18 protein-coding genes are annotated in these 18,553 nt (G+C 43.0%); 8 read left to right on the top strand and 10 right to left on the bottom strand.

Annotated features, from left to right (window positions below):
• From I3257_RS11660 to I3257_RS11635, 6 genes are all read right to left on the bottom strand, one after another.
• Positions 1 to 1,235 (bottom strand): UvrD-helicase domain-containing protein (locus tag I3257_RS11660; protein WP_238049843.1); only part of this gene is annotated, 1,235 nt, incomplete at its 3' end.
• Positions 1,236 to 1,453: 218 nt separating this feature from the next.
• Positions 1,454 to 2,338 carry a twin-arginine translocase subunit TatC gene (gene tatC, locus I3257_RS11655; RefSeq protein ID WP_238049842.1) on the bottom strand — a complete coding sequence of 295 codons (885 nt, stop codon included), beginning with the start codon at positions 2,336 to 2,338 and terminating at the stop codon, positions 1,454 to 1,456.
• A complete protein-coding gene (gene tatB / locus I3257_RS11650) occupies positions 2,338 to 3,033 on the bottom strand; it encodes a Sec-independent protein translocase protein TatB (RefSeq protein WP_201560892.1) in 696 nt (231 codons plus the stop codon). Before tatB ends, tatC begins: the two co-directional genes overlap by 1 nt.
• Before the next feature lie 41 nt (positions 3,034 to 3,074).
• Positions 3,075 to 3,317, bottom strand: a complete 243-nt coding sequence (tatA, locus tag I3257_RS11645) for a Sec-independent protein translocase subunit TatA (RefSeq protein WP_011514610.1) — start codon at positions 3,315 to 3,317, stop codon at positions 3,075 to 3,077.
• A gap of 188 nt (positions 3,318 to 3,505) precedes the next feature.
• Positions 3,506 to 4,360 (bottom strand): bifunctional phosphoribosyl-AMP cyclohydrolase/phosphoribosyl-ATP diphosphatase HisIE, encoded by an 855-nt coding sequence (hisIE, locus tag I3257_RS11640; protein WP_201560893.1) that lies wholly within the window; start codon positions 4,358 to 4,360, stop codon positions 3,506 to 3,508.
• 113 nt (positions 4,361 to 4,473) lie between these two features.
• Positions 4,474 to 4,917, bottom strand: coding sequence for a thioesterase family protein (locus I3257_RS11635; RefSeq protein ID WP_201560894.1), 444 nt, complete (start codon positions 4,915 to 4,917; stop codon positions 4,474 to 4,476).
• 598 nt (positions 4,918 to 5,515) lie between these two features.
• Here I3257_RS11635 and rpmI point away from each other — a divergent pair.
• From rpmI to I3257_RS11610, 5 genes are all read left to right on the top strand, one after another.
• A complete protein-coding gene (rpmI, locus tag I3257_RS11630; protein WP_010197866.1) occupies positions 5,516 to 5,713 on the top strand; it encodes a 50S ribosomal protein L35 in 198 nt (65 codons plus the stop codon).
• Between the two features lie 150 nt (positions 5,714 to 5,863).
• On the top strand, positions 5,864 to 6,220 hold the full coding sequence (gene rplT, locus I3257_RS11625; RefSeq protein ID WP_025651520.1) for a 50S ribosomal protein L20: 357 nt from the start codon (positions 5,864 to 5,866) through the stop codon (positions 6,218 to 6,220).
• A 344-nt stretch (positions 6,221 to 6,564) separates the two neighbouring features.
• Positions 6,565 to 7,620, top strand: a complete 1,056-nt coding sequence (pheS, locus tag I3257_RS11620; protein ID WP_201560895.1) for a phenylalanine--tRNA ligase subunit alpha — start codon at positions 6,565 to 6,567, stop codon at positions 7,618 to 7,620.
• A 71-nt stretch (positions 7,621 to 7,691) separates the two neighbouring features.
• Positions 7,692 to 10,106: a phenylalanine--tRNA ligase subunit beta gene (gene pheT, locus I3257_RS11615; RefSeq protein WP_201560896.1), complete on the top strand. Its 2,415-nt coding sequence runs from the start codon at positions 7,692 to 7,694 to the stop codon at positions 10,104 to 10,106.
• A 247-nt stretch (positions 10,107 to 10,353) separates the two neighbouring features.
• Complete coding sequence (locus tag I3257_RS11610) at positions 10,354 to 10,653, top strand: integration host factor subunit alpha (protein WP_045445928.1); 300 nt, start codon at positions 10,354 to 10,356, stop codon at positions 10,651 to 10,653.
• Positions 10,654 to 10,888: 235 nt separating this feature from the next.
• Here I3257_RS11610 and I3257_RS11605 read toward each other — a convergent pair whose 3' ends face one another.
• The gene (locus tag I3257_RS11605) at positions 10,889 to 11,245 is read right to left on the bottom strand and encodes a hypothetical protein (RefSeq protein WP_045452446.1); all 357 of its coding nucleotides are present in this window, start codon (positions 11,243 to 11,245) and stop codon (positions 10,889 to 10,891) included.
• 518 nt (positions 11,246 to 11,763) lie between these two features.
• Between I3257_RS11605 and I3257_RS11600 the strand changes: the two genes are divergently transcribed.
• A complete protein-coding gene (locus tag I3257_RS11600; RefSeq protein ID WP_045452448.1) occupies positions 11,764 to 12,654 on the top strand; it encodes a neutral zinc metallopeptidase in 891 nt (296 codons plus the stop codon).
• A 187-nt stretch (positions 12,655 to 12,841) separates the two neighbouring features.
• Here I3257_RS11600 and I3257_RS11595 read toward each other — a convergent pair whose 3' ends face one another.
• From I3257_RS11595 to trxA, 3 genes are all read right to left on the bottom strand, one after another.
• Positions 12,842 to 13,081 (bottom strand): hypothetical protein, encoded by a 240-nt coding sequence (locus tag I3257_RS11595; protein WP_055125335.1) that lies wholly within the window; start codon positions 13,079 to 13,081, stop codon positions 12,842 to 12,844.
• A 578-nt stretch (positions 13,082 to 13,659) separates the two neighbouring features.
• Positions 13,660 to 14,928 (bottom strand): transcription termination factor Rho, encoded by a 1,269-nt coding sequence (rho, locus tag I3257_RS11590; protein WP_055125334.1) that lies wholly within the window; start codon positions 14,926 to 14,928, stop codon positions 13,660 to 13,662.
• A gap of 526 nt (positions 14,929 to 15,454) precedes the next feature.
• A complete protein-coding gene (gene trxA, locus I3257_RS11585) occupies positions 15,455 to 15,781 on the bottom strand; it encodes a thioredoxin (RefSeq protein WP_201502828.1) in 327 nt (108 codons plus the stop codon).
• A 369-nt stretch (positions 15,782 to 16,150) separates the two neighbouring features.
• Here trxA and I3257_RS11580 point away from each other — a divergent pair, with 369 nt between their 5' ends.
• Both I3257_RS11580 and I3257_RS11575 read left to right on the top strand, forming a co-directional pair.
• Positions 16,151 to 16,864, top strand: a complete 714-nt coding sequence (locus I3257_RS11580) for an RluA family pseudouridine synthase (protein ID WP_201560898.1) — start codon at positions 16,151 to 16,153, stop codon at positions 16,862 to 16,864.
• Between the two features lie 53 nt (positions 16,865 to 16,917).
• Positions 16,918 to 18,543, top strand: coding sequence for an NAD(P)/FAD-dependent oxidoreductase (locus tag I3257_RS11575; RefSeq protein WP_238049841.1), 1,626 nt, complete (start codon positions 16,918 to 16,920; stop codon positions 18,541 to 18,543).
• The last annotated feature ends 10 nt before the right edge of the window (positions 18,544 to 18,553 follow it).

Raw genomic sequence — 18,553 nt, 5'->3', positions numbered from 1 at the left:
GCTTGGCTCAGGACATTGGTGCCATGATCATCGACGAGTTTCACCAGTGTTTTTAGATCACTGCCTTCATTGGTTTCAGAATACTCTTGCACATCACCCCAATTATAAAAATACGCCAGTTCAGGTACACCGTACGCCGATTTACCATTCTTTAAATTTTCAGCTGCCTGACAAAATTTAAGCATACGATCGGTATCAGCTTGTAGCGCTACGCGGTGACCCAATTTTAATCCAGTTAATAATTGCGACATTGCGGCGGCATTAGTGCGGCAAAGGATGGCATCTTTTTTACTATGTACCATACCCTTATCAGTAGAAGATTGCTTATTAGGATTGCCTTTTAACGGGACGTCTTCTTGCAATGCTTTGAGCAAAGTATTGGCAATCTCAGCAATTGGTTCGCCAAAACGAAATGACTGGGTCAATAAGGTTTGTGGTAAGGGTAGTTTTTTCATCGCATTGACTGCGCCGCGCCATTCATAAATCTGCTGATGAGCGTCACCCACATAAATCACTTGTCGTGGCTGCTGGGTCAAAATCCCCATCATCAAGGGATCAGCATCTTGGGCTTCATCAAACAAAATAAAATCAGCGGGAATACTGGGTTTAGACAGTGCCCATAATTTAAGATAAATATCATGCCCGATACCAGCTGGATGGCGCGCATCAATCGACTGTAACCAGCGCTGCTCAACAGCAGGGTAGAGCATTTCGCGTAGCTGCTCGCTATCTGACTCATCAAGCCAGCTGGGAAACAATATATGTCTAGGGGCAGGATAACTGGCATGGGTACTACAAAAATTGCTGACAGCATCACTAACAAAGCGCGATAGTCGGGCTGGAGTGAGGGTAATATATTTGTTTATACCATCCATTTGCCGACGTACTTGGACGGGCTGCAAACCCAAATCATCACCCAGACGTTTGGGTGAAAAACGCGGCAACGACAGCTTAGCAGTGATATCGCGGGCGACATGCCGATAAGCAAGCGAATGAAAGGTGCGACATTCCACATGCGGTGGAAACTTTGAGCGTGCATCATTGGCAATGGTTTTGTTAAATGCCAAATACAAACCGCGTCCACGCAAACGCTCGCCAATCAGTTTTAAGGTCGTCGTCTTACCAGCACCCGCATAAGCCACCACTTTAAATGACTTGTGATCCATCGCCATGTTGAGCGCGCTCAGCTGCTCATCAGTGGGATCGCTCATATAAGCTGGCATAGATGCGGACATAAAAAATTACCTAAAAGAGTAAAACGGATCAAAAATGACGGGGGTAAAAAAAGCCACTGCATAGACAATGGCTGACTCATCATGTGCACTTGCAAAATGCTTGCAAGCGCATATGACAATAATACAAAAACTCATAGAAAATAAAGGTAGAAATAAGCAGGTTATAGTAACAGATTAGCGCGTTGGCTGTTTTTGGAATAAGTATCTGACAAGTGATGTTATTCTTTATTTAACCCTGTATCGCTTGATAAAGCAGGACTGTGCTCTTCTTTAATTAATACTTTCGCTAAAAATAATCCTAGCTCAAACAACAACCACATCGGAATCGCGAGCATCAACATCGATACGCCATCAGGCGGTGTCACGACCGCAGCAACGGCGAAACAGCCGACAATAATATAACGGCGTTTACCTTCTAAGCTCTGAATGGAGACGACGCCCGTCAATATCAATAGCAAGGTGACGACTGGAATCTCAAAGGTTAAACCAAATACCATAAAGAGTTTGAGTGCAAAACTTAAATAACTGTCGATGTCGGTCATCGGCAAGACGTTCTGCGGCGCGAACATAATAAAGAATTTGAGAACGCCTTTGAGTACAATAAAATAAGAGAAAGCCACACCCGCATAAAATAAAAATATAGAGGACATTAAAACGGGAATGGCGATTTTTTTCTCTTTTTTATATAAACCGGGTGCGACAAACGACCAGATTTGATACAAAATGTAGGGCATTGCAAAAAATGCAGCGACAAAAACAGTCAGGCGTATCGGTGCCATAAAGTTGGAAGTGATATCCGTCGCGATCATCGTTGCGTTGGCAGGCAACTGGGCAACCAATGGGTTGGACAAAAAATCATAGAGCTCGCGTGAAAATCCGACCAAGGCCAAGAATATTACCAGTACCGCGACGCATATCTTTATGAGATGTCTACGTAGGTCAATTAAGTGCTCAGTAATGGGCATATCACCAAGTGAGCTTAGGATATCGCCAGAGTCCTCAGTATTGCTGTCGACATTACCATCAATGGTAGCTGTTGAGGTCTCGATATCTGAATCCGCGACTTTTTCTTGACGGCTTTTTTTACGTTTAAATAAGCCCACTAATGACTCTCCTGCTCATGAACAGAAGCCTGTTTAGGTAAAGGACTGTCTATATGGCTGTTTAGTAAGATATCGGCTTTATAATTTGGTAAGTAGGGCGGTTGCGGCAAACGACGCGCTTTATCATAAGCACCAAGACGAAACCACATATTTTCCCACGGTCTAGTTGTGATGGTTTGAGACACTGGATTGGCGTTATCGTTACAGTCAGTTTTTAGACTATCATTATCACCTTGTGCCGATGACTGCTCAGGGCTTTCTGGTTTCTCAGCCTGTCTATTACTGTCATAGGCGTAGTCAAACGCTTTTGGCTGCACTGGTCGATTATCATCATTCTCACTACTGGCTTGACTACTTTGACTAGGCGTATTGTCATCCCCTGGATCAGGCGATGCTTTTAAATGCTGGTTTTGCGAGGATTCAAACTCTTGCATACTGCCGCGCATTTCCGCCATCTCGCGCCTCATATCTGCTTCAGTCTGGCGAATTTTGGCCAGCTCTTTTTGCATAAGCTGGCGGGTCTCTGCCAAATCAAGCTCAGCTTCGATTTCAGACTGCAGGGTGGATACCGTGCGGCGAATTTTGGCATACCATTGCCCAGCGGTACGCGCTGCCTGTGGCAGTTTTTCTGGGCCCAAGACGATTAGGGCGATAACACCAAAGAGGAGTAGTTCAGAAAAGCCGATATCAAACATAATGTTCCGATGTTACTGTCTAAAAGGTCACTGTCTAGATGCTATACATTATGCGTATCATCAACCTTGGTGGTTGTTGGGCGCTCTTCAGTGTGTGCGTTGCCATCATGATCGAGCACCACCTGCTTTTTAGCATGCTCGGTATTTTCGTCTTTGACCGCTTCTTTGAAGCCTTTGACTGCGCCGCCCAAATCTTTGCCAGCATTTCTAAGCTTTGAGGTGCCAAATACGACCACCACTACCACCAATAAAATCAGCCAATGCGTAATAGAAAAACTACCCATAAAGGTATCCTTGTGTCTTGGTTTTCAGTCTTTGTATGCCTACTTTGGGTGTATCGAATATCGTTATACTCAATAAACAGCCTCGGCATACAATGCGAAGTAAAACAGAGCTATATTATAACCTGCACTTGTGACAAAAAGGTGAAATCAACAATAATCAAACAGGGCAATGGCCAAGCTTATAGAAACTATCGAGCCGCCTTTTCATCGATACCTGATAGACCAAAACGTCGACCTAGCTCATTTAATACCGCATCCGACTCAATATCGAACCACGCCAGTCCTACTAATGTATGAAACCAGACATCGGCCACTTCATAGATGAGCTCATGACGAGCGTCATCGTATTGCGCTTTATTGCTATTTTCGTCGCAATTGGCAAAATCTTTGGCGGCAATGATACTTTCAGTACTCTCTTCGCCAACTTTCTCTAGAATTTTATTTAAACCCTTTGCGTATAAGCTTGCCACGTACGAGCTATCCGCATCTGCATGTTTACGCTCTGCCAATACACCGTCAAGCTGCTGCAAAATAGAGCGATTGGTAGTGTCGTTGTCATGGTGACTGTGATTGGCATCTGAAGGGATTACAGCGTGAGCCTGCGTCTCGTTAGTTTCAGGAGTGGCTTTTTCTGCATCGCTTGAATGATAAATATCAGCAGGGTCTTTTAATACCTTATCGACGGTTTGCCATTCAGGCGTTTGACCCGACAAATCTAAACGCTGATAGAAGCAAGACTCGCGACCAGTATGGCAAGCGATACCGCCAGCCTGAGTGACACTAAGGACAATCACGTCTGCATCACAGTCCAAGCGAATATCATGTACGGTCTGAGTATGACCCGATGACTCGCCCTTATGCCACAATTTGGCACGTGAGCGCGAAAAATAAACCGCTGTCTGCGTTTGCGCGGTTAACTGTAGTGCTTCGGCATTCATCCAAGCCATCATCAAAATACGCCCAGACTTATGATCTTGAGCAATTGCAGGAATCAAACCATCATCATTAAATTTTATGGCAGCCAGCCAAGCAGGTAAAGTCATAATATATCTGTCTTCTTGTTTATATAGAAATCAAAGGGGAATAAGTGAATCGTAACGGATTCTATTTATGGTCTTAATAAAAAAGCGGTTGGCGTTAGGGCATGTCCTCAATATCAAATCCTGTAGAGATGTGGGTAAAGCGCTTCTTTCATAATTTTATCAAGCGCAATCGACTTATTGAGGCGAAAGTCATAGTTGACAAAATGCTGCCGCGCCTTGGCTACTGTTTCTCCAGTATGCATACGGGTAATTTTTATCACTATAGTGCCACCCTTATCGTATAACGGCTCAACGCCTACTTCAAATAATAGCTCTTCACGCGCCCGTATGCGACTGACAATACTTAGCTGTAACTCATTGATAATTAAACCGTGATAATCTGCATCGATCTCTTTAATTCCTTTAGAGTAAAAAAATCTTTGCCGCGCCTCACATAGCAACGCCGTCAATGATTCGAGCGTCAGGTACTGAGCCATATCAAGCTCAATATGACGCACACGCATCACTGTTTCAAAGACAAATATGTCGTTATCAAAGTCTAATTCTTGTTTTGACACGTTATCTCCTAGATTGATTGCAGGCTATGAGTTCTGCTAATCATGGTGTAGGTTGGTAGCGTCATCATCGTACGATAGACGCTCGATAAGTGTGATAAATAACTTTGTATTATTAATGCTCAGCTTATACTAAGGTTCAGTCTCTACTTAAGCACAGCTTAAGCTGACATTCAATCTATTTGGCGGTAAATCCGCAGTTTTATGAGTGTTTTGACTAAAATCTTTATAAATGGGCTCATACCCATTATCCACTGTCATACCTACTAGGGCGTGTCCTCATTTTAAAAATGATGATAAGAATGAGATAAATTTCCGTCAAACAAGGAAAATAGCGCAAATAATATCGAGATATGAATCAGCTATTTGACTTAGCTTGGCAAAATTTAACCGTTTTTAGTCCATTTGGTTGCTTTCGTTCAGATTGAGGACACGCCCTAGGCGAGGCGTAAAAGTTTCCTTGGCAAAACAGCGCATTATCTGCTAAAATACCGCCTCCCACCTCGAGGCAAATAGAGGTTTAGTGGGTGTTTTTACAGCCACTATTCGTTATTAACTATTTGACGACCAGGTTCTATCAAAGACAAAGAGGCAAATCATCATGAAAGTTAAGATGAAAACCAGAAGCGGTGCAGCTAAACGCTTCAAAAAAACAGCGAACGGCTTCAAGCGTAAGCAAGCAAACAAAAGCCATATCTTGACCAAGAAATCAGCTAAGCGTATTCGCCAGTTGCGCGGTCTAAAGATGGTGGACAAGTCTGACGAAGCAGCAGTTCGTCGCATGTGCCCATACATCTAGTAGGCTATCGTCATTTATCTTTAATTAAGTGCTGTTTAATTTATAGCGACTGGATTAAAAATATCTGACTTTGCAATCTGATAGCGATGTCTACTATTCGATGACATCGTGATTCGTTTAATAATGATTAAAGAAATCTTGGAGTAATTTATGGCCCGTGTAAAACGTGGTGTACAGGCGAATCGTCGTCACAAAAAAATCCTAAAACGCGCAAAAGGCTACTACGGTGCCCGTTCACGTGTTTACCGCGTAGCGGTACAAGCAGTGACCAAAGCTGGTCAATATGCTTATCGTGACCGTCGCAACAAAAAACGTACTTTCCGTCGTCTTTGGATTGCACGTATCAATGCTGGTGCACGCTTAAACGGTTTAAGCTACAGCCGCTTTATCAATGGCATGAAATTGGCTAACATCACTGTCGATCGTCGCGTACTTGCTGACATCGCTATGCATGATGCAGCGACTTTCACAGCGTTGGTCGAAAAAGCAAAAGCGGCATTAGCATAAATATTAACCTTCCTTTAGGGTTGCTGCTTGTTTAGTCAGAATTTACAAGTAGTTATCTATATGGACAGGGATAATATTGATTAATAGTATGATATTAATAAAAGCTACCGCTGGTCGGTGGCTTTTTTTATATCACATTATCTAATGTTACCGCATTTTTTGAGCACCAGCGCTAAATATGCTTTTTTGAGATAGCTTTTATTATCGTCTAAATATTCAAGCCATTCATATCACTGGTATTATTTTTGAATGACTGGGTAAATGGTTTGCAATATTTGGTCAAATCCCTACAATTACCAATCACTATTATTAATGGTCCGTTTAAATCAGGAAGAATGCATCTTATGACTACCCCTGCTGCTACCACCGATTTGTCGGCGCTACCGACCTTGTCCACAGAGCTAAGCGAGCTTAATGAAGCTCAGCTAAATGAGTTGGCCAGTGCCGCTGAAGCCTTGGTTCTACAAGTCACTGATTTGCGTGCGTTGCAAGATTTGCGTGTGCAATTGACCGGTAAAAAGAGCTCATTAACTGGCTGGTCAAAGCAGATGGGTAAACTCAGCAGCGACGATAAAAAAACCTACGGCGGCTGGTTACATCAAGTCCGTAGCCGTATTCAAGATGCGTTGACAGAGCAGCAGCAGCAGCTAGAAGTGGCTGCACTAAATGCTAAGCTTGCAAGCGAAAGTATTGATATCACCTTGCCTGCTCGCGGTGGTGAAAAAGGTCATTTGCATCCTGTGACCATGATTACCCAGCGTATGCAGCAGTATTTTATACAAGCAGGTTTTAACGTTGCTACTGGTCCTGAAGTCGAAAGCGACTATTATAACTTTGAGGCGCTCAATATTCCGTCGCACCATCCAGCACGCGCGATGCACGATACCTTCTATTTTGATGCGCATTATCTGCTGCGTACGCATACCAGCCCCGTGCAAATTCGCACGATGGAAAAGAATGAACCGCCTATTCGCATTATTTGCCCAGGTCGCGTGTATCGCAATGACTCGGATCAAACGCATTCGCCGATGTTCCATCAGCTAGAAGGTTTAATGGTCACTGAGTCGAGCACTTTTTCTGAGTTAAAAGGCTTGATTAGTGAGTTCTTGGAAGCATTTTTTGCCAAAGAGCTGACTGTACGTTTCCGCCCGTCATTTTTCCCATTTACCGAGCCGTCAGCTGAAGTGGATATTCTCGATGACAATGGTAAATGGCTTGAGGTTATGGGCTGCGGTATGGTACACCCACAAGTACTGACCAACTGCGGTATTGATGCCGAAAAATATACTGGCTTTGCTTTTGGAATGGGGATTGAGCGCTTCGCGATGTTATATTACGGCATCGATGATTTGCGTTTATTTTTCCAAAATGACGTACGCTTTTTAAAGCAGTTTGGCTAGATTTTATTATTTAATAATACCTCTACCTTTACTCCAAAACCTTTATTATAAAATTCTGATCTGAGATATTTATGAAAATTAGCGAACAGTGGCTACGTCAATGGGTAAACCCCAACAATAGCAGTGAGCAATTGGCCGAACAACTCACGATGGCAGGACTTGAGATTGATGATCGCTATGCGGTTGCCCGTACCTTCAGTGGTGTGGTTGTCGGTGAAGTCATCAGCGTCGAGCAACATCTAGATGCCGATAAACTGCGCGTTACGCAGGTGAATATTGGTGCCGCTGAGCCATTACAAATTGTCTGCGGTGCACCTAATGTCACCGTTGGTATGAAAGCACCGGTTGCGACCGTTGGTGCCATTTTGCCTTCTGATAATGGTGCAGGTTTTGAAATTAAAAACGGTAACCTACGTGGTGTCGACTCTAACGGTATGCTATGCGGCGCGTCTGAAATTGATTTAATCGATAGCATCGATGGTCTGCTTGAATTGCCAGCTGATGCACCGATTGGTATGGATATTCGTGAGTATTTAGGTTTAGACAATCAGATATTAGATATCTCTATCACGCCAAATCGCGGTGACTGCTTTAGTGTACGCGGTATTGCACGCGAAATATCAGTTATCAATGATTTGCCAATGCAGCTGCCTGAGATTCCTACCAATGTGGTAGTTACTGAAAACGCTGCTGGTACTGCTACGCCAGTGGTAACGGTTAGTGCAATTGAAGCGTGCCCACGCTATTTACTACAATTAATCAGCAATATTGATCGTAGCATCGATACACCAAAGTGGATGCAAGATGCACTAGTGCAGTCAGGACTACGCTCGCACAACTTTTTGGTTGATGTGACCAACTATGTATTGATGGAATTGGGTCAGCCGCTACATGCGTTTGATGCTGATACTATCGAGGGCGATATCGTTGTGCGTTTGGCACAGCCTGAAGAAACGATTACTTTATTGAATGAGCAAACCATTACCTTAACCGGTGATGAATTGCTCATCGCTGATGATAAAGGCGCATTGGCACTTGCCGGAATCATGGGCGGTCAGCGTAGTAGTGTGACTGATAGCACAACCAATATTGTTGTAGAAAGCGCTTTCTTTGGTCAGCTAGCTATTGCCGCGCGCGCACGCCGTTTTGGGTTACATACCGATGCCTCACAACGTTTTGAGCGTGGGGTAGACTTTGCGTTACCAGAGCTAGCACTGGCACGCGCTGTTGATTTGATTACTAGCGTTACTGGTGGGCAAGCCGGACAAATAGTAAAAGCAGAAAGCAGTGAGCATTTACCAGCTCGCGCACCGATCACTTTACCAATTGCTAAAGTTCGTGATGTCATCGGTATTGAGATTGAGCCAGCAGTCATGGTTCGTATCTTAACCCAATTGGGCTTTGAGATAGTGCAGCAAGCCGATAGCCTGATTTGCACGCCGCCATCGTATCGCTTTGACATGAGTATTAAAGAAGACCTCATCGAAGAAATTGCGCGTATCTATGGCTATGACAATATTCCAAGCGTGTTGCCGCATTTGCAAGTCAGCATGGATTATGACGATACCGCAGACTTGACACACGAGATGAAGCTCGCGCTGGTCGATAATGGCTATATGGAAGCCATTAGCTTTAGCTTTAGTGACGCAAAAATAGAAGCCTTGCTCGATGATAAAGCTTTAGGAGAAGTGTTGGCACTGGCCAATCCTATCTCTAGTGACTTAGCCGTGATGCGCCGTACTTTGTTATCAAGCTTATTACCTTGCGTGCAGTACAATCTCAATCGTCAGCAGCCGCGCGTGCGTTTCTTTGAAACAGGGCTTAGCTTTGTTGGTCAAAGTATTAGTGAATTGGTACAAACGCCAAGTATTGCGTTAGTAGCAGTTGGCGATGTCTGGGACGAGCAAGCGTATCAAAACCGTGCGTTAGACTTTTATGATCTTAAGCATGATATTGAGCAGTTATTACCTGCACAAATGGATAGCGCCCGTATTCGCTATGAGCGCAGTGAGCTTGCTTTCTTGCATCCGGGTCAAAGTGCTAAGCTCTATATTGATGATGAATATGTCGGTTGGTTGGGTCAGTTGCATCCTAACACGGCTAAGCAGTTAGATTTGCCAGCTACGTGGGTTGCTCAATTATCACTTGCGCCATTACTGACCCTTGCCCGTGAGCAGCATACCATCAGCACCCCGAGCAAATTTCCACAAGTACGCCGTGATATTGCCATTTTAGTAGATAGTGAGATCAGCTTACAGACATTAGAGTCGACGATACGCACGGCAGCTGGTGAGCTATTGGCTGATCTGTGGCTGTTTGATGTGTATCAAGGCGACAACGTGCCAGCTGGTCAGCGCTCATTAGCTTTTGCGCTAATATGGCAAGACAATGCACAAACGCTATCTGATGACGCCATTAAAACCGCGACTGACAAAGTGGTACAAGCACTAACTGAGCAACATGCTGCAAAGTTGCGTGACAGCTAACATATAACTCTTATCATAGACATGCTCTGTAGCCTCACTCTTAAAGAGGCTATAGGGCATTGCTATTTATAAGAATTATGATTTTATAAAATTTTTATCCATAAAAATAGTTAAGTGGTTATTAATAAAGGATTTTAAAGCAGTCTTTGTTAAAAAGAGGTTAGAAAACCTTTATAATAACTAGCATTAACCCTCATACCGCTAAACCATGATATTCGACATCACGACATAGCATAGGAGTCGTACTGTGAGCACCTTAACCAAATCTGACATGATTGAGCATTTGATGAGTCATCTTGACCTAACACGCCAAGAAGGCCGCTGTTTGGTAGAGAATTTCTTTGATGAATTGTCAGAGAGTTTAATTGATGGCAAAGAGGTCAAGCTTTCAGGCTTTGGCAACTTCGAGCTTAAAGATAAAAATAGCCGTCCAGGTCGCAACCCTAAGACAGGAGAGCCAGTCGCCGTATCAGCACGCCGCGTGGTGACTTTCAAAACAGGGCAAAAATTCCGTCAACAAGTTGATGAGCGTCTCTTTGACGAGTAGCAGTAACTGTCAATCGTATAAAACTGAACATATAAATATATCATGACTTCATGATGGTTGTTAAAGTTACGCTTTATTATTAATGTGAGATGGTTGATCTACATTTGATCAGAGATCATTAACTATCATATTTAGCTATTAATAACCATGAACGATGGTAAATGACACGCACAAAAAAAGAGAGCTTAGGCTCTCTTTTTTTTACTACAGTATTTCTATCATATAAACGATAAAATTACTGAGCTGGTTCTTCAATAACTACAACTTCGTCAGCTGCGTCTACAGCTGGAGTTTCGCTAGCTACGTCAACGCTAGTAGTAGTACCGTCTACAGGTACTTCAGCATCGATTTCGTCAGTAGCAGTAGCAACTTGAGCATCAGCGATGTCAGCTTCAGCTTCAGCAACAGCAGCGTCAGCATCAGCAGTTACTTCGCCTTCAGCAGCAGCTTCGTTTAGCTCTTCTGATGCATCTTGCACTTCTTCTTGTGCGTCAGATAAATCTTCAGCAGCGTTTTCTTTGTTGCTGTCACAGGCAGTAAGGCCCATAGTTGCAGTCATGATACCAGCTAGAGCAAGTAATTTTAAGTTCATAAGGTTTTCTCCGGGAAAATGAAATGATCAGTAGCAGCAAAAAAGGTTGAAAGCTGAGATTTCTCAGAATTCAACTAGTCTTAGTTACAGCTACTCAGCTTTCACGCATTCTATAGGATTTCTATATAAATAGAAATAGGCTGTACAATTAAGTAACAATAAAATTGTAAATAGTGTTTTACATCACTTATTCGTTATAATTTTTAATACAACGAGCCAAATTAATAGACGTATAATCAATGACATCAACCTATTTTGATGACTTTTTCGATGTCTTGATTTCTACTATGCTTTTTAAGCATCTATTGTATCTATTAGGGGTTTAATAGTCATTAAATGTCTTGATTAGTGCAATATCAAGAGCCTAGTAAAGTAGCGTTTATCAAAAATACTTTGTCACTACTTACGTATCAGAAATCGGATTTGATCAAAAAATAAAGAATTGAGTCAAAATTACACTATATAAAAAATCATCAATACGAGTAGCAATATATATCGTATATTTGAGGAATGAAACAATGAAATGGCAAGGTAGACGCGGCAGTTCCAATGTGCGCACCAGCAGTGGTGGCGGCAAAATGATAGGCGGCGGTATCGGTGGTATTATTATTGCTGGCATTTTATGGCTGGTATTTGGGGTAAATCCAATGACCGCTTTACAGACGGGTCAAGTAGTAGCAGGCGGTGGCAATAGCAGTGCCGCTACCGAACCTGCGACAAGTAACGATCGAGATACGCAGTTTGTCAAAGTAGTATTGGCTGATACTGAAGAAGTTTGGCATCAGATATTTAAAGAAGCAGGCAGCACCTATCAGGAGCCATCATTGATTCTCTTCAATGGTCAAGTTAGCTCAGCATGCGGCAGTGCTAGCTCCGCGACGGGCCCATTTTATTGCCCAGGCGATCAGACTGTCTATCTAGACAAATCTTTCTTTGTAGAAATGCGCCAAAATCTCGGTATAACGGGTGATAAGCAAGGCTCTGGCGACCAAGATAATCAAGGTAAAGCGGGTGATTTTGCGCAAGCTTATGTTATTGCGCATGAAGTTGGTCACCACGTACAGACGCTGTTAGGCATCAGCCAGCAAGTTAATGAAGCCAGCCGTCAAGTCACTCGTGCACAAGCCAATAAGCTATCAGTACTACAAGAACTACAAGCTGATTGTTTTGCTGGGGTTTGGGCACAACGTAACCAAGAGCGTGTACAGTTTTTGGAGGCAGGTGATATCGATGAGGCCATCAATGCCGCTGGTCAAATCGGTGATGATCGTTTAGCGCGCGCTAGCGGTGGAGCAGTCGTACCTGATAATTTCACTCATGGCACCAGTCAGCAGCGTGTTCAGTGGTTCACTCGTGGTTTGGAAAGTGGCAACGTGCAGTCTTGTGATACTTTTAGCGGGGCATTATAGTCAGTATCGCTATGATATTTTAGCGTAGTAACTATCGCCTAAAAAAGGCGATCCAACAAAAAGCCTGCAATATCGATTGCAGGCTTTTTGTATTTTAGAGCGTTTTAGACATATTCAATAGATTTAAAATACACACAGTTGAAATGCTTAAAAATGGTCTTGATAGCACCAAATAATTATTTAGTGATTATCTGCTGTTGTTAAGAATGTAAGCACCAGCGCCACCTACTGCAGCACCACCAAGTGCGCCACGAGCGATGTCTTTGCTATCGCCGCCACTTCTAATAAGTGCACCAGCAGCAGCGCCGGCAGCAGCACCTTTAGCGGTATTGCTCAAGCCACTATTGTATCCATTAGTTGCACAGCCACCCATGATAAGGGCAGAGCTAGTAAGAGCAGTCATTGCGATAGTTTTAGCAAATTTCATAGTATCACCTGTTAGGTTATCAAGTTAGTTTATCAAAATCAAAATACGATATTTTTATTACCATTAATTTTAATACCGATAGTAAGCTGTATTAAAATATTTAGGCAAGTATCTTAGAATAATCTATTGTGCTACCGCAAGACATACAAAGGTCTGCATTAGTAAGGATTACATCAAGGATGTTAAATATCTCGAAAATTATACTGCTATCAACATGTGATAGCAGAGTATATCTATACTGGCTCCTATACTAACCCATATAATAATTTCTAGGCGTAGTAAAAGCGCTAAGCTTTGCAAATAGCCTGTAAAGGATGTTTCTCCACTGTATCGTTGGTAGGGGTTTTGCTTAGGGTTATTGTATTTATATTGATAGTAAGCTAACTGTTTTTAAAATAGTACTTTTGGCGTTTAATAGTGAGGTATTAAGGTCTGTTCTCATTTTATTGCCATTTTTAAATTCAGGACATGCCTGAATATATAAAAAATGAAAACAAAACAAAAAGACCGCACGAGTGCGGTCTTTTCTACTTAAGTTACTTATCTATTGAGTATGGCAAAGCAGCACAGATCTATCATTAGTTCTGTGATTTGCGTTTCATCTGCTCAAAGAATTCATCATTGGTTTTCGCTTCTTTTAAGCGGTCTAGTAAGAACTCAGTGGCTTGTACACCATCCATCGGCTGTAATAGCTTGCGTAAAATCCAAACCTTGCGCAGTTTATCTTCATCAAGCAGACGCTCTTCACGGCGTGTACCAGATTTTTTGATATTAATCGCAGGGAAGACACGTTTTTCAGCCAGATCGCGCTCAAGCGTAATCTCTTGGTTACCAGTACCTTTGAACTCTTCAAAGATAACGCTGTCCATTTTACTACCCGTATCGATAAGCGCACTGGCAATAATGGTCAAACTGCCGCCTTCTTCAACATTACGAGCAGCACCGAAGAAGCGTTTTGGGCGCTCTAACGCATTGGCGTCTAGACCACCGGTTAACACTTTACCTGACGACGGAATAACTGTGTTGTAAGCACGCGCCAAACGAGTAATCGAATCCAGTAAAATAACCACGTCTTGTTTGTGCTCGACCAAACGTTTGGCTTTTTCAATAACCATTTCAGCGACTTGTACATGACGCTGTGGCGGCTCATCAAAGGTAGAGGCAACCACTTCACCGCGTACCGTACGTACCATTTCGGTGACTTCTTCTGGACGCTCATCAATCAATAGGACGATTAAGTAGCATTCAGGGTTATTACGAGTAATCGACTGAGCAATGGTTTGTAGCAGCATCGTTTTACCCGCTTTTGGCGGTGCGACGATGATAGAACGCTGACCTTTACCAATCGGCGCGATTAGGTCGATGATACGACCCGTCAGATCCTCAGTAGTGCCGTTACCAAGCTCGAGTTTTAAATGCTCAGTTGGGAATAGAGGTGTCAGGTTTTCAAAGATAAGCTTATGGCGTGAGCGATCTGGGGTATCAAAGTTGATTTCACCAACTTTCAATAACGCAAAATAACGTTCAGAATCTTTCGGTGGACGAATCGTACCAGCGATACTATCACCCGTCTTCAGACTAAAGCGGCGAATTTGGCTAGGGCTGACATAAATGTCATCAGGACCGGCTAAGTATGAGCCTTCTGATGAGCGCAAAAAGCCAAAACCATCCGGAAGAACCTCAAGTACGCCGTCACCATAAATGGCTTCACCGTTCCGCGCATGGGTTTTTAGGATAGCAAAGATGATGTCTTGTTTACGGCTACGCGCCATATTATCAAGACCCATTTCTTTGGCGATAGCCAATAGCTCAGCGATTGATTTTTTCTTTAATTCAGTAAGATTCATAGATAGGTCATTAGCAATTGATCAGATGAGAGATGCCATTAGCAGCACAAGTCACGACAGTGATTAAAACAACGATAGTATGGTGATAGAGGGTGCGTGCACAGAGCTGGATTTATGTAGTTTGGATATTACGTGTCAGCTTATATACGAATTGCAATCGTTTATGCAAGGTAATAAGAAATAAGGATAAAGAAGTCTACATAAGAGTCTGCGTCAAAAACTCAATATCAGTAATTGTGTTTAGTCATTTCGTTCAGCAATGGTGTTTATAACGACGATTGTGTTTTTGTTGATAAACACGAGGAGAATAGCGATAAGACAGTTAGGAAAACCGTTAGTTTTCTGTTGTCAGCAGACTATACGGTCTTCACAATAGTATTGTCAATAAATTTTGCCAAAAAAGTCGTCTAATTGAGTTTTTTGCATAAAAAACAAGCAAAAAAGCCATTATCTACGTTAGATAATGGCTTTTTCGACGGTGTTGCTGTCTCTTTAGAATGCTTATGCAAAACGAGCAAGTCTCGACTTAGAGATGCTTGTCTAACACTTTTGCCAATTCAGCTTTTGGCTGTAGACCCATCACTGAGTCAACTTTTTCGCCATCTTTAAAGACAAATAGTGTTGGGATATTACGGATACCAAAACGGCTGGCCGCTTGTGGGTTGCTATCCACATCAACTTTGACGATTGTAACTTTACCTTGGTACTCAGTGGCTAGATCTTCTAAAATAGGGGCGATTGCTTTACAAGGACCACACCATGCTGCCCAGAAGTCTACCAATACTGGCACATCTGATTGCAATACGTCTTTGTCAAAGTCGGCATCGGTAGTATGTAAAATAAGGTCTGACATAATTTATCTCTCTTGTTTTATTATTTCTATCGCCATCCATCAACCAATATATTTGTTGCATAATAGAATGATGAGTGACCAAAGAAGCGTTTAGAAGTGGTTAAAATGTGCCATTATATTAACATGTTTGCTCGAGGTTAACAGATACAGGCTGGTTAAATTGTTTAACAATTACGATTAGCACAATAAATCGACACATAACGACACAGGCATGGTTTTATCTGTCACTTGATAATACTGTCTGTGTTTTTTGCTCAAAAATAAGCGGTTTATAACACTATATCTATACTCTAATATCTACCACTTAAGACAGCTTTCATATGCAAGCTCATTAATCATTCAAGCCCATTTATATAAGTGCCCATTTTTATGCCTTTTACTGCTGAAGAAGTCAACGCCCTCAATGCTCAAGAAAACGCCTATCCGCTTGAATTTTTTCAAGCATTTGCGCAACAGATTACTGTCTACGAAGATGATGATATTTGGGTGGTTGATAAGCCTGTAGGTCTGTTGAGTGTCGATGGTAAAATGCTCAAGGTCAGTTTGCTGGCAAGACTTGAGCGTGCCAATCCCGCAGTCAAGCTGATTCATCGTCTGGATATGGATACCTCAGGGCTGCTCATTTTTGCCAAGAATGCCGAAGCACAAACCCATATTAGTAAGCAATTCATTGAACGGCTGCCACAAAAAAAATATCAGGCACGCGTCTTTGGAGAGTGGGAGCGTGTCGGCGCAAAGGGTGAGATATCCGTACCAGTGCGCTATGAGCCAGAGACGAAACCGCGCCATATCGTCGATCCTAGCTGGTCAAAGCATGCCTTAACTTTATATGAAGTCATCAGCCATGAGCAATGCAACGGTCAGACAGTCACACGCGTAATGTTAAAGCCTGTCACCGGTCGTAGTCATCAGCTGCGCGTCCATATGGTGCATGTGGGTCATGTGATGATTGGCGATCCTATTTATGCAGAAGGTACGGCTTTAGCGATTGCGCCAAGGCTTAATCTTCATGCCCAGCAATTGCGTCTCAAGCATCCTACGCTTGGTGCGTGGATGGATTGGGAAAGCCCAAGTCCTTTTTAAATGGATTTATGTGAAATTTTTTAAACCCATCATGCAAAAACAAGGAACGTATTATGCTTGATATGACGGTAGCCAAACAGGCAGTTAAGAAACGCTTCAAACCTCAAGCGGCACTCTCAGACACATCAGTGGATTATGAAGTACTGATTATTGGTGCAGGAATTGCCGGTATTGGTATGGCGTGCCGATTGCAGCAGCAAAAACACAAAGGACTGTTTGGTCATAAAAATTCAGGTAAGCAGAAACGCAAATCATCAAAGCAACAGCAGAAAAGTGCACAGCGATTTTTGGTGTTAGAAAAACGAGCAGATTTGGGTGGTACATGGGATTTATTTACCTATCCTGGCATCCGCTCTGACTCTGATGCCTTGACGTTTGGCTACAGTTTCAGACCATGGCTAAATCACAGGATTTTGGCAAAAGGCGGTGATATTAAAAACTATATTGCTGATACGGCGCGTGATTTTGGTATCAGCGAACATATTCGCTATCAGCACGAGGTGCAGCAGCTGTCTTGGTCAAGTAGCCATCAACAATGGACGGCGATGGTAAAAAATCATGCTAGCGGTGAGGTGTTTACGGTAACGGCAAAGTTCGTCGTTGGCGCCACGGGTTACTACGATTATGAGCAAGGTTATCGTCCTTCTTTTAATAAAGAAGCAGATTTTCAAGGTGAGATCATTCATCCGCAGCATTGGCAAAATGTGGATTATGACGATAAGAAGGTAGTCATTATCGGTAGCGGTGCCACAGCGATGACATTGTTGCCTGCCATGGTCAATGAAGAAGATGGTCAATGTGTGCAGCACGTTACGATGCTGCAACGCTCGCCGACTTATGTGGCAAGCGTACCTGGCGATGACTATGCGCTTGATTGGCTATCTGCTAAATTCTCACCTTTATCGAAGCAGCAGGCTTATACGCTGCTGCGCACACGTAATGTATTGATTCAGCAAGGTACTTATCGAGCGGCTATATTGGCACCCAAGCTTATGAAAGCGTTATTAAAACGCGGTGTCAAAACAGAGCTAAAAGGTAGCGGTATCGATGTGGCGCATTTTGTACCGGACTATAATCCTTGGGATCAGCGAATATGTGCGGTGCCAGACAGTGACTTATTCAACGCCTTGCATAGCGAAAGAGCAGGGGTCGTCACCGACCAAATCAGTCACTTTACTGAAACGGGCATCATGCTTGAGTCGGGCAAGCATCTTGATGCTGATATCATTGTTACCGCAACCGGATTGAAGCTGCAAATGCTCGGCGGCGCGTCATTATATATCGATGGTCAGCCAGTCAAGGTGGGTGAACGTATGACCTATAAAGCCGTCTTAGTTGAGGGTGTGCCCAATATGGCAGTGATGTTCGGTTATATTAATGCTTCATGGACATTAAAGGTAGACTTAGCCTCTCAGTATGTCGTACGGCTACTTGATTATATGCAGACTCATCGTTATCAGATCGCTATGCCACAAGCTGAGAGCAAAAATGAAAAAGCACAAGCTCAGTCAGATACGGTAATGGGCGCGCTATCCTCAGGATATGTCAAGCGCGCTCAACACGAGCTACCCAAGCAAGGCGATATATATCCTTGGCGGGTGACAAACAACTATCTCAGCGACCGCATCATGCTCAAACATCGCAAAATAAAAGATGATTGGTTACGTTTTAGTCGTTAAGGTCGCTTGG

The organism is Psychrobacter sp. Ps7, from assembly GCF_022129225.1.
Taxonomy (GTDB): domain Bacteria; phylum Pseudomonadota; class Gammaproteobacteria; order Pseudomonadales; family Moraxellaceae; genus Psychrobacter; species Psychrobacter immobilis_A.
The sequence above is the reverse complement of the archived record's forward strand: the minus strand, read 5'-3'. Positions and strand labels throughout refer to the sequence as shown.

What these genes read in the sequence shown, in the direction of transcription:
- rplT (WP_025651520.1), top strand. Translation starts at nt 5,864, where the DNA reads ATGGCCCGTGTAAAACGTGGTGTACAGGCGAATCGTCGTCACAAAAAA.
- I3257_RS11575 (WP_238049841.1), top strand. Translation starts at nt 16,918, where the DNA reads ATGCTTGATATGACGGTAGCCAAACAGGCAGTTAAGAAACGCTTCAAA.
- tatB (WP_201560892.1), bottom strand. Translation starts at nt 3,033, where the DNA reads ATGTTTGATATCGGCTTTTCTGAACTACTCCTCTTTGGTGTTATCGCC.
- hisIE (WP_201560893.1), bottom strand. Translation starts at nt 4,360, where the DNA reads ATGACTTTACCTGCTTGGCTGGCTGCCATAAAATTTAATGATGATGGT.
- I3257_RS11605 (WP_045452446.1), bottom strand. Translation starts at nt 11,245, where the DNA reads ATGAACTTAAAATTACTTGCTCTAGCTGGTATCATGACTGCAACTATG.
- trxA (WP_201502828.1), bottom strand. Translation starts at nt 15,781, where the DNA reads ATGTCAGACCTTATTTTACATACTACCGATGCCGACTTTGACAAAGAC.
- rpmI (WP_010197866.1), top strand. Translation starts at nt 5,516, where the DNA reads ATGAAAGTTAAGATGAAAACCAGAAGCGGTGCAGCTAAACGCTTCAAA.
- I3257_RS11595 (WP_055125335.1), bottom strand. Translation starts at nt 13,081, where the DNA reads ATGAAATTTGCTAAAACTATCGCAATGACTGCTCTTACTAGCTCTGCC.
- rho (WP_055125334.1), bottom strand. Translation starts at nt 14,928, where the DNA reads ATGAATCTTACTGAATTAAAGAAAAAATCAATCGCTGAGCTATTGGCT.
- I3257_RS11600 (WP_045452448.1), top strand. Translation starts at nt 11,764, where the DNA reads ATGAAATGGCAAGGTAGACGCGGCAGTTCCAATGTGCGCACCAGCAGT.
- tatA (WP_011514610.1), bottom strand. Translation starts at nt 3,317, where the DNA reads ATGGGTAGTTTTTCTATTACGCATTGGCTGATTTTATTGGTGGTAGTG.
- I3257_RS11580 (WP_201560898.1), top strand. Translation starts at nt 16,151, where the DNA reads ATGCCTTTTACTGCTGAAGAAGTCAACGCCCTCAATGCTCAAGAAAAC.
- pheT (WP_201560896.1), top strand. Translation starts at nt 7,692, where the DNA reads ATGAAAATTAGCGAACAGTGGCTACGTCAATGGGTAAACCCCAACAAT.
- pheS (WP_201560895.1), top strand. Translation starts at nt 6,565, where the DNA reads ATGACTACCCCTGCTGCTACCACCGATTTGTCGGCGCTACCGACCTTG.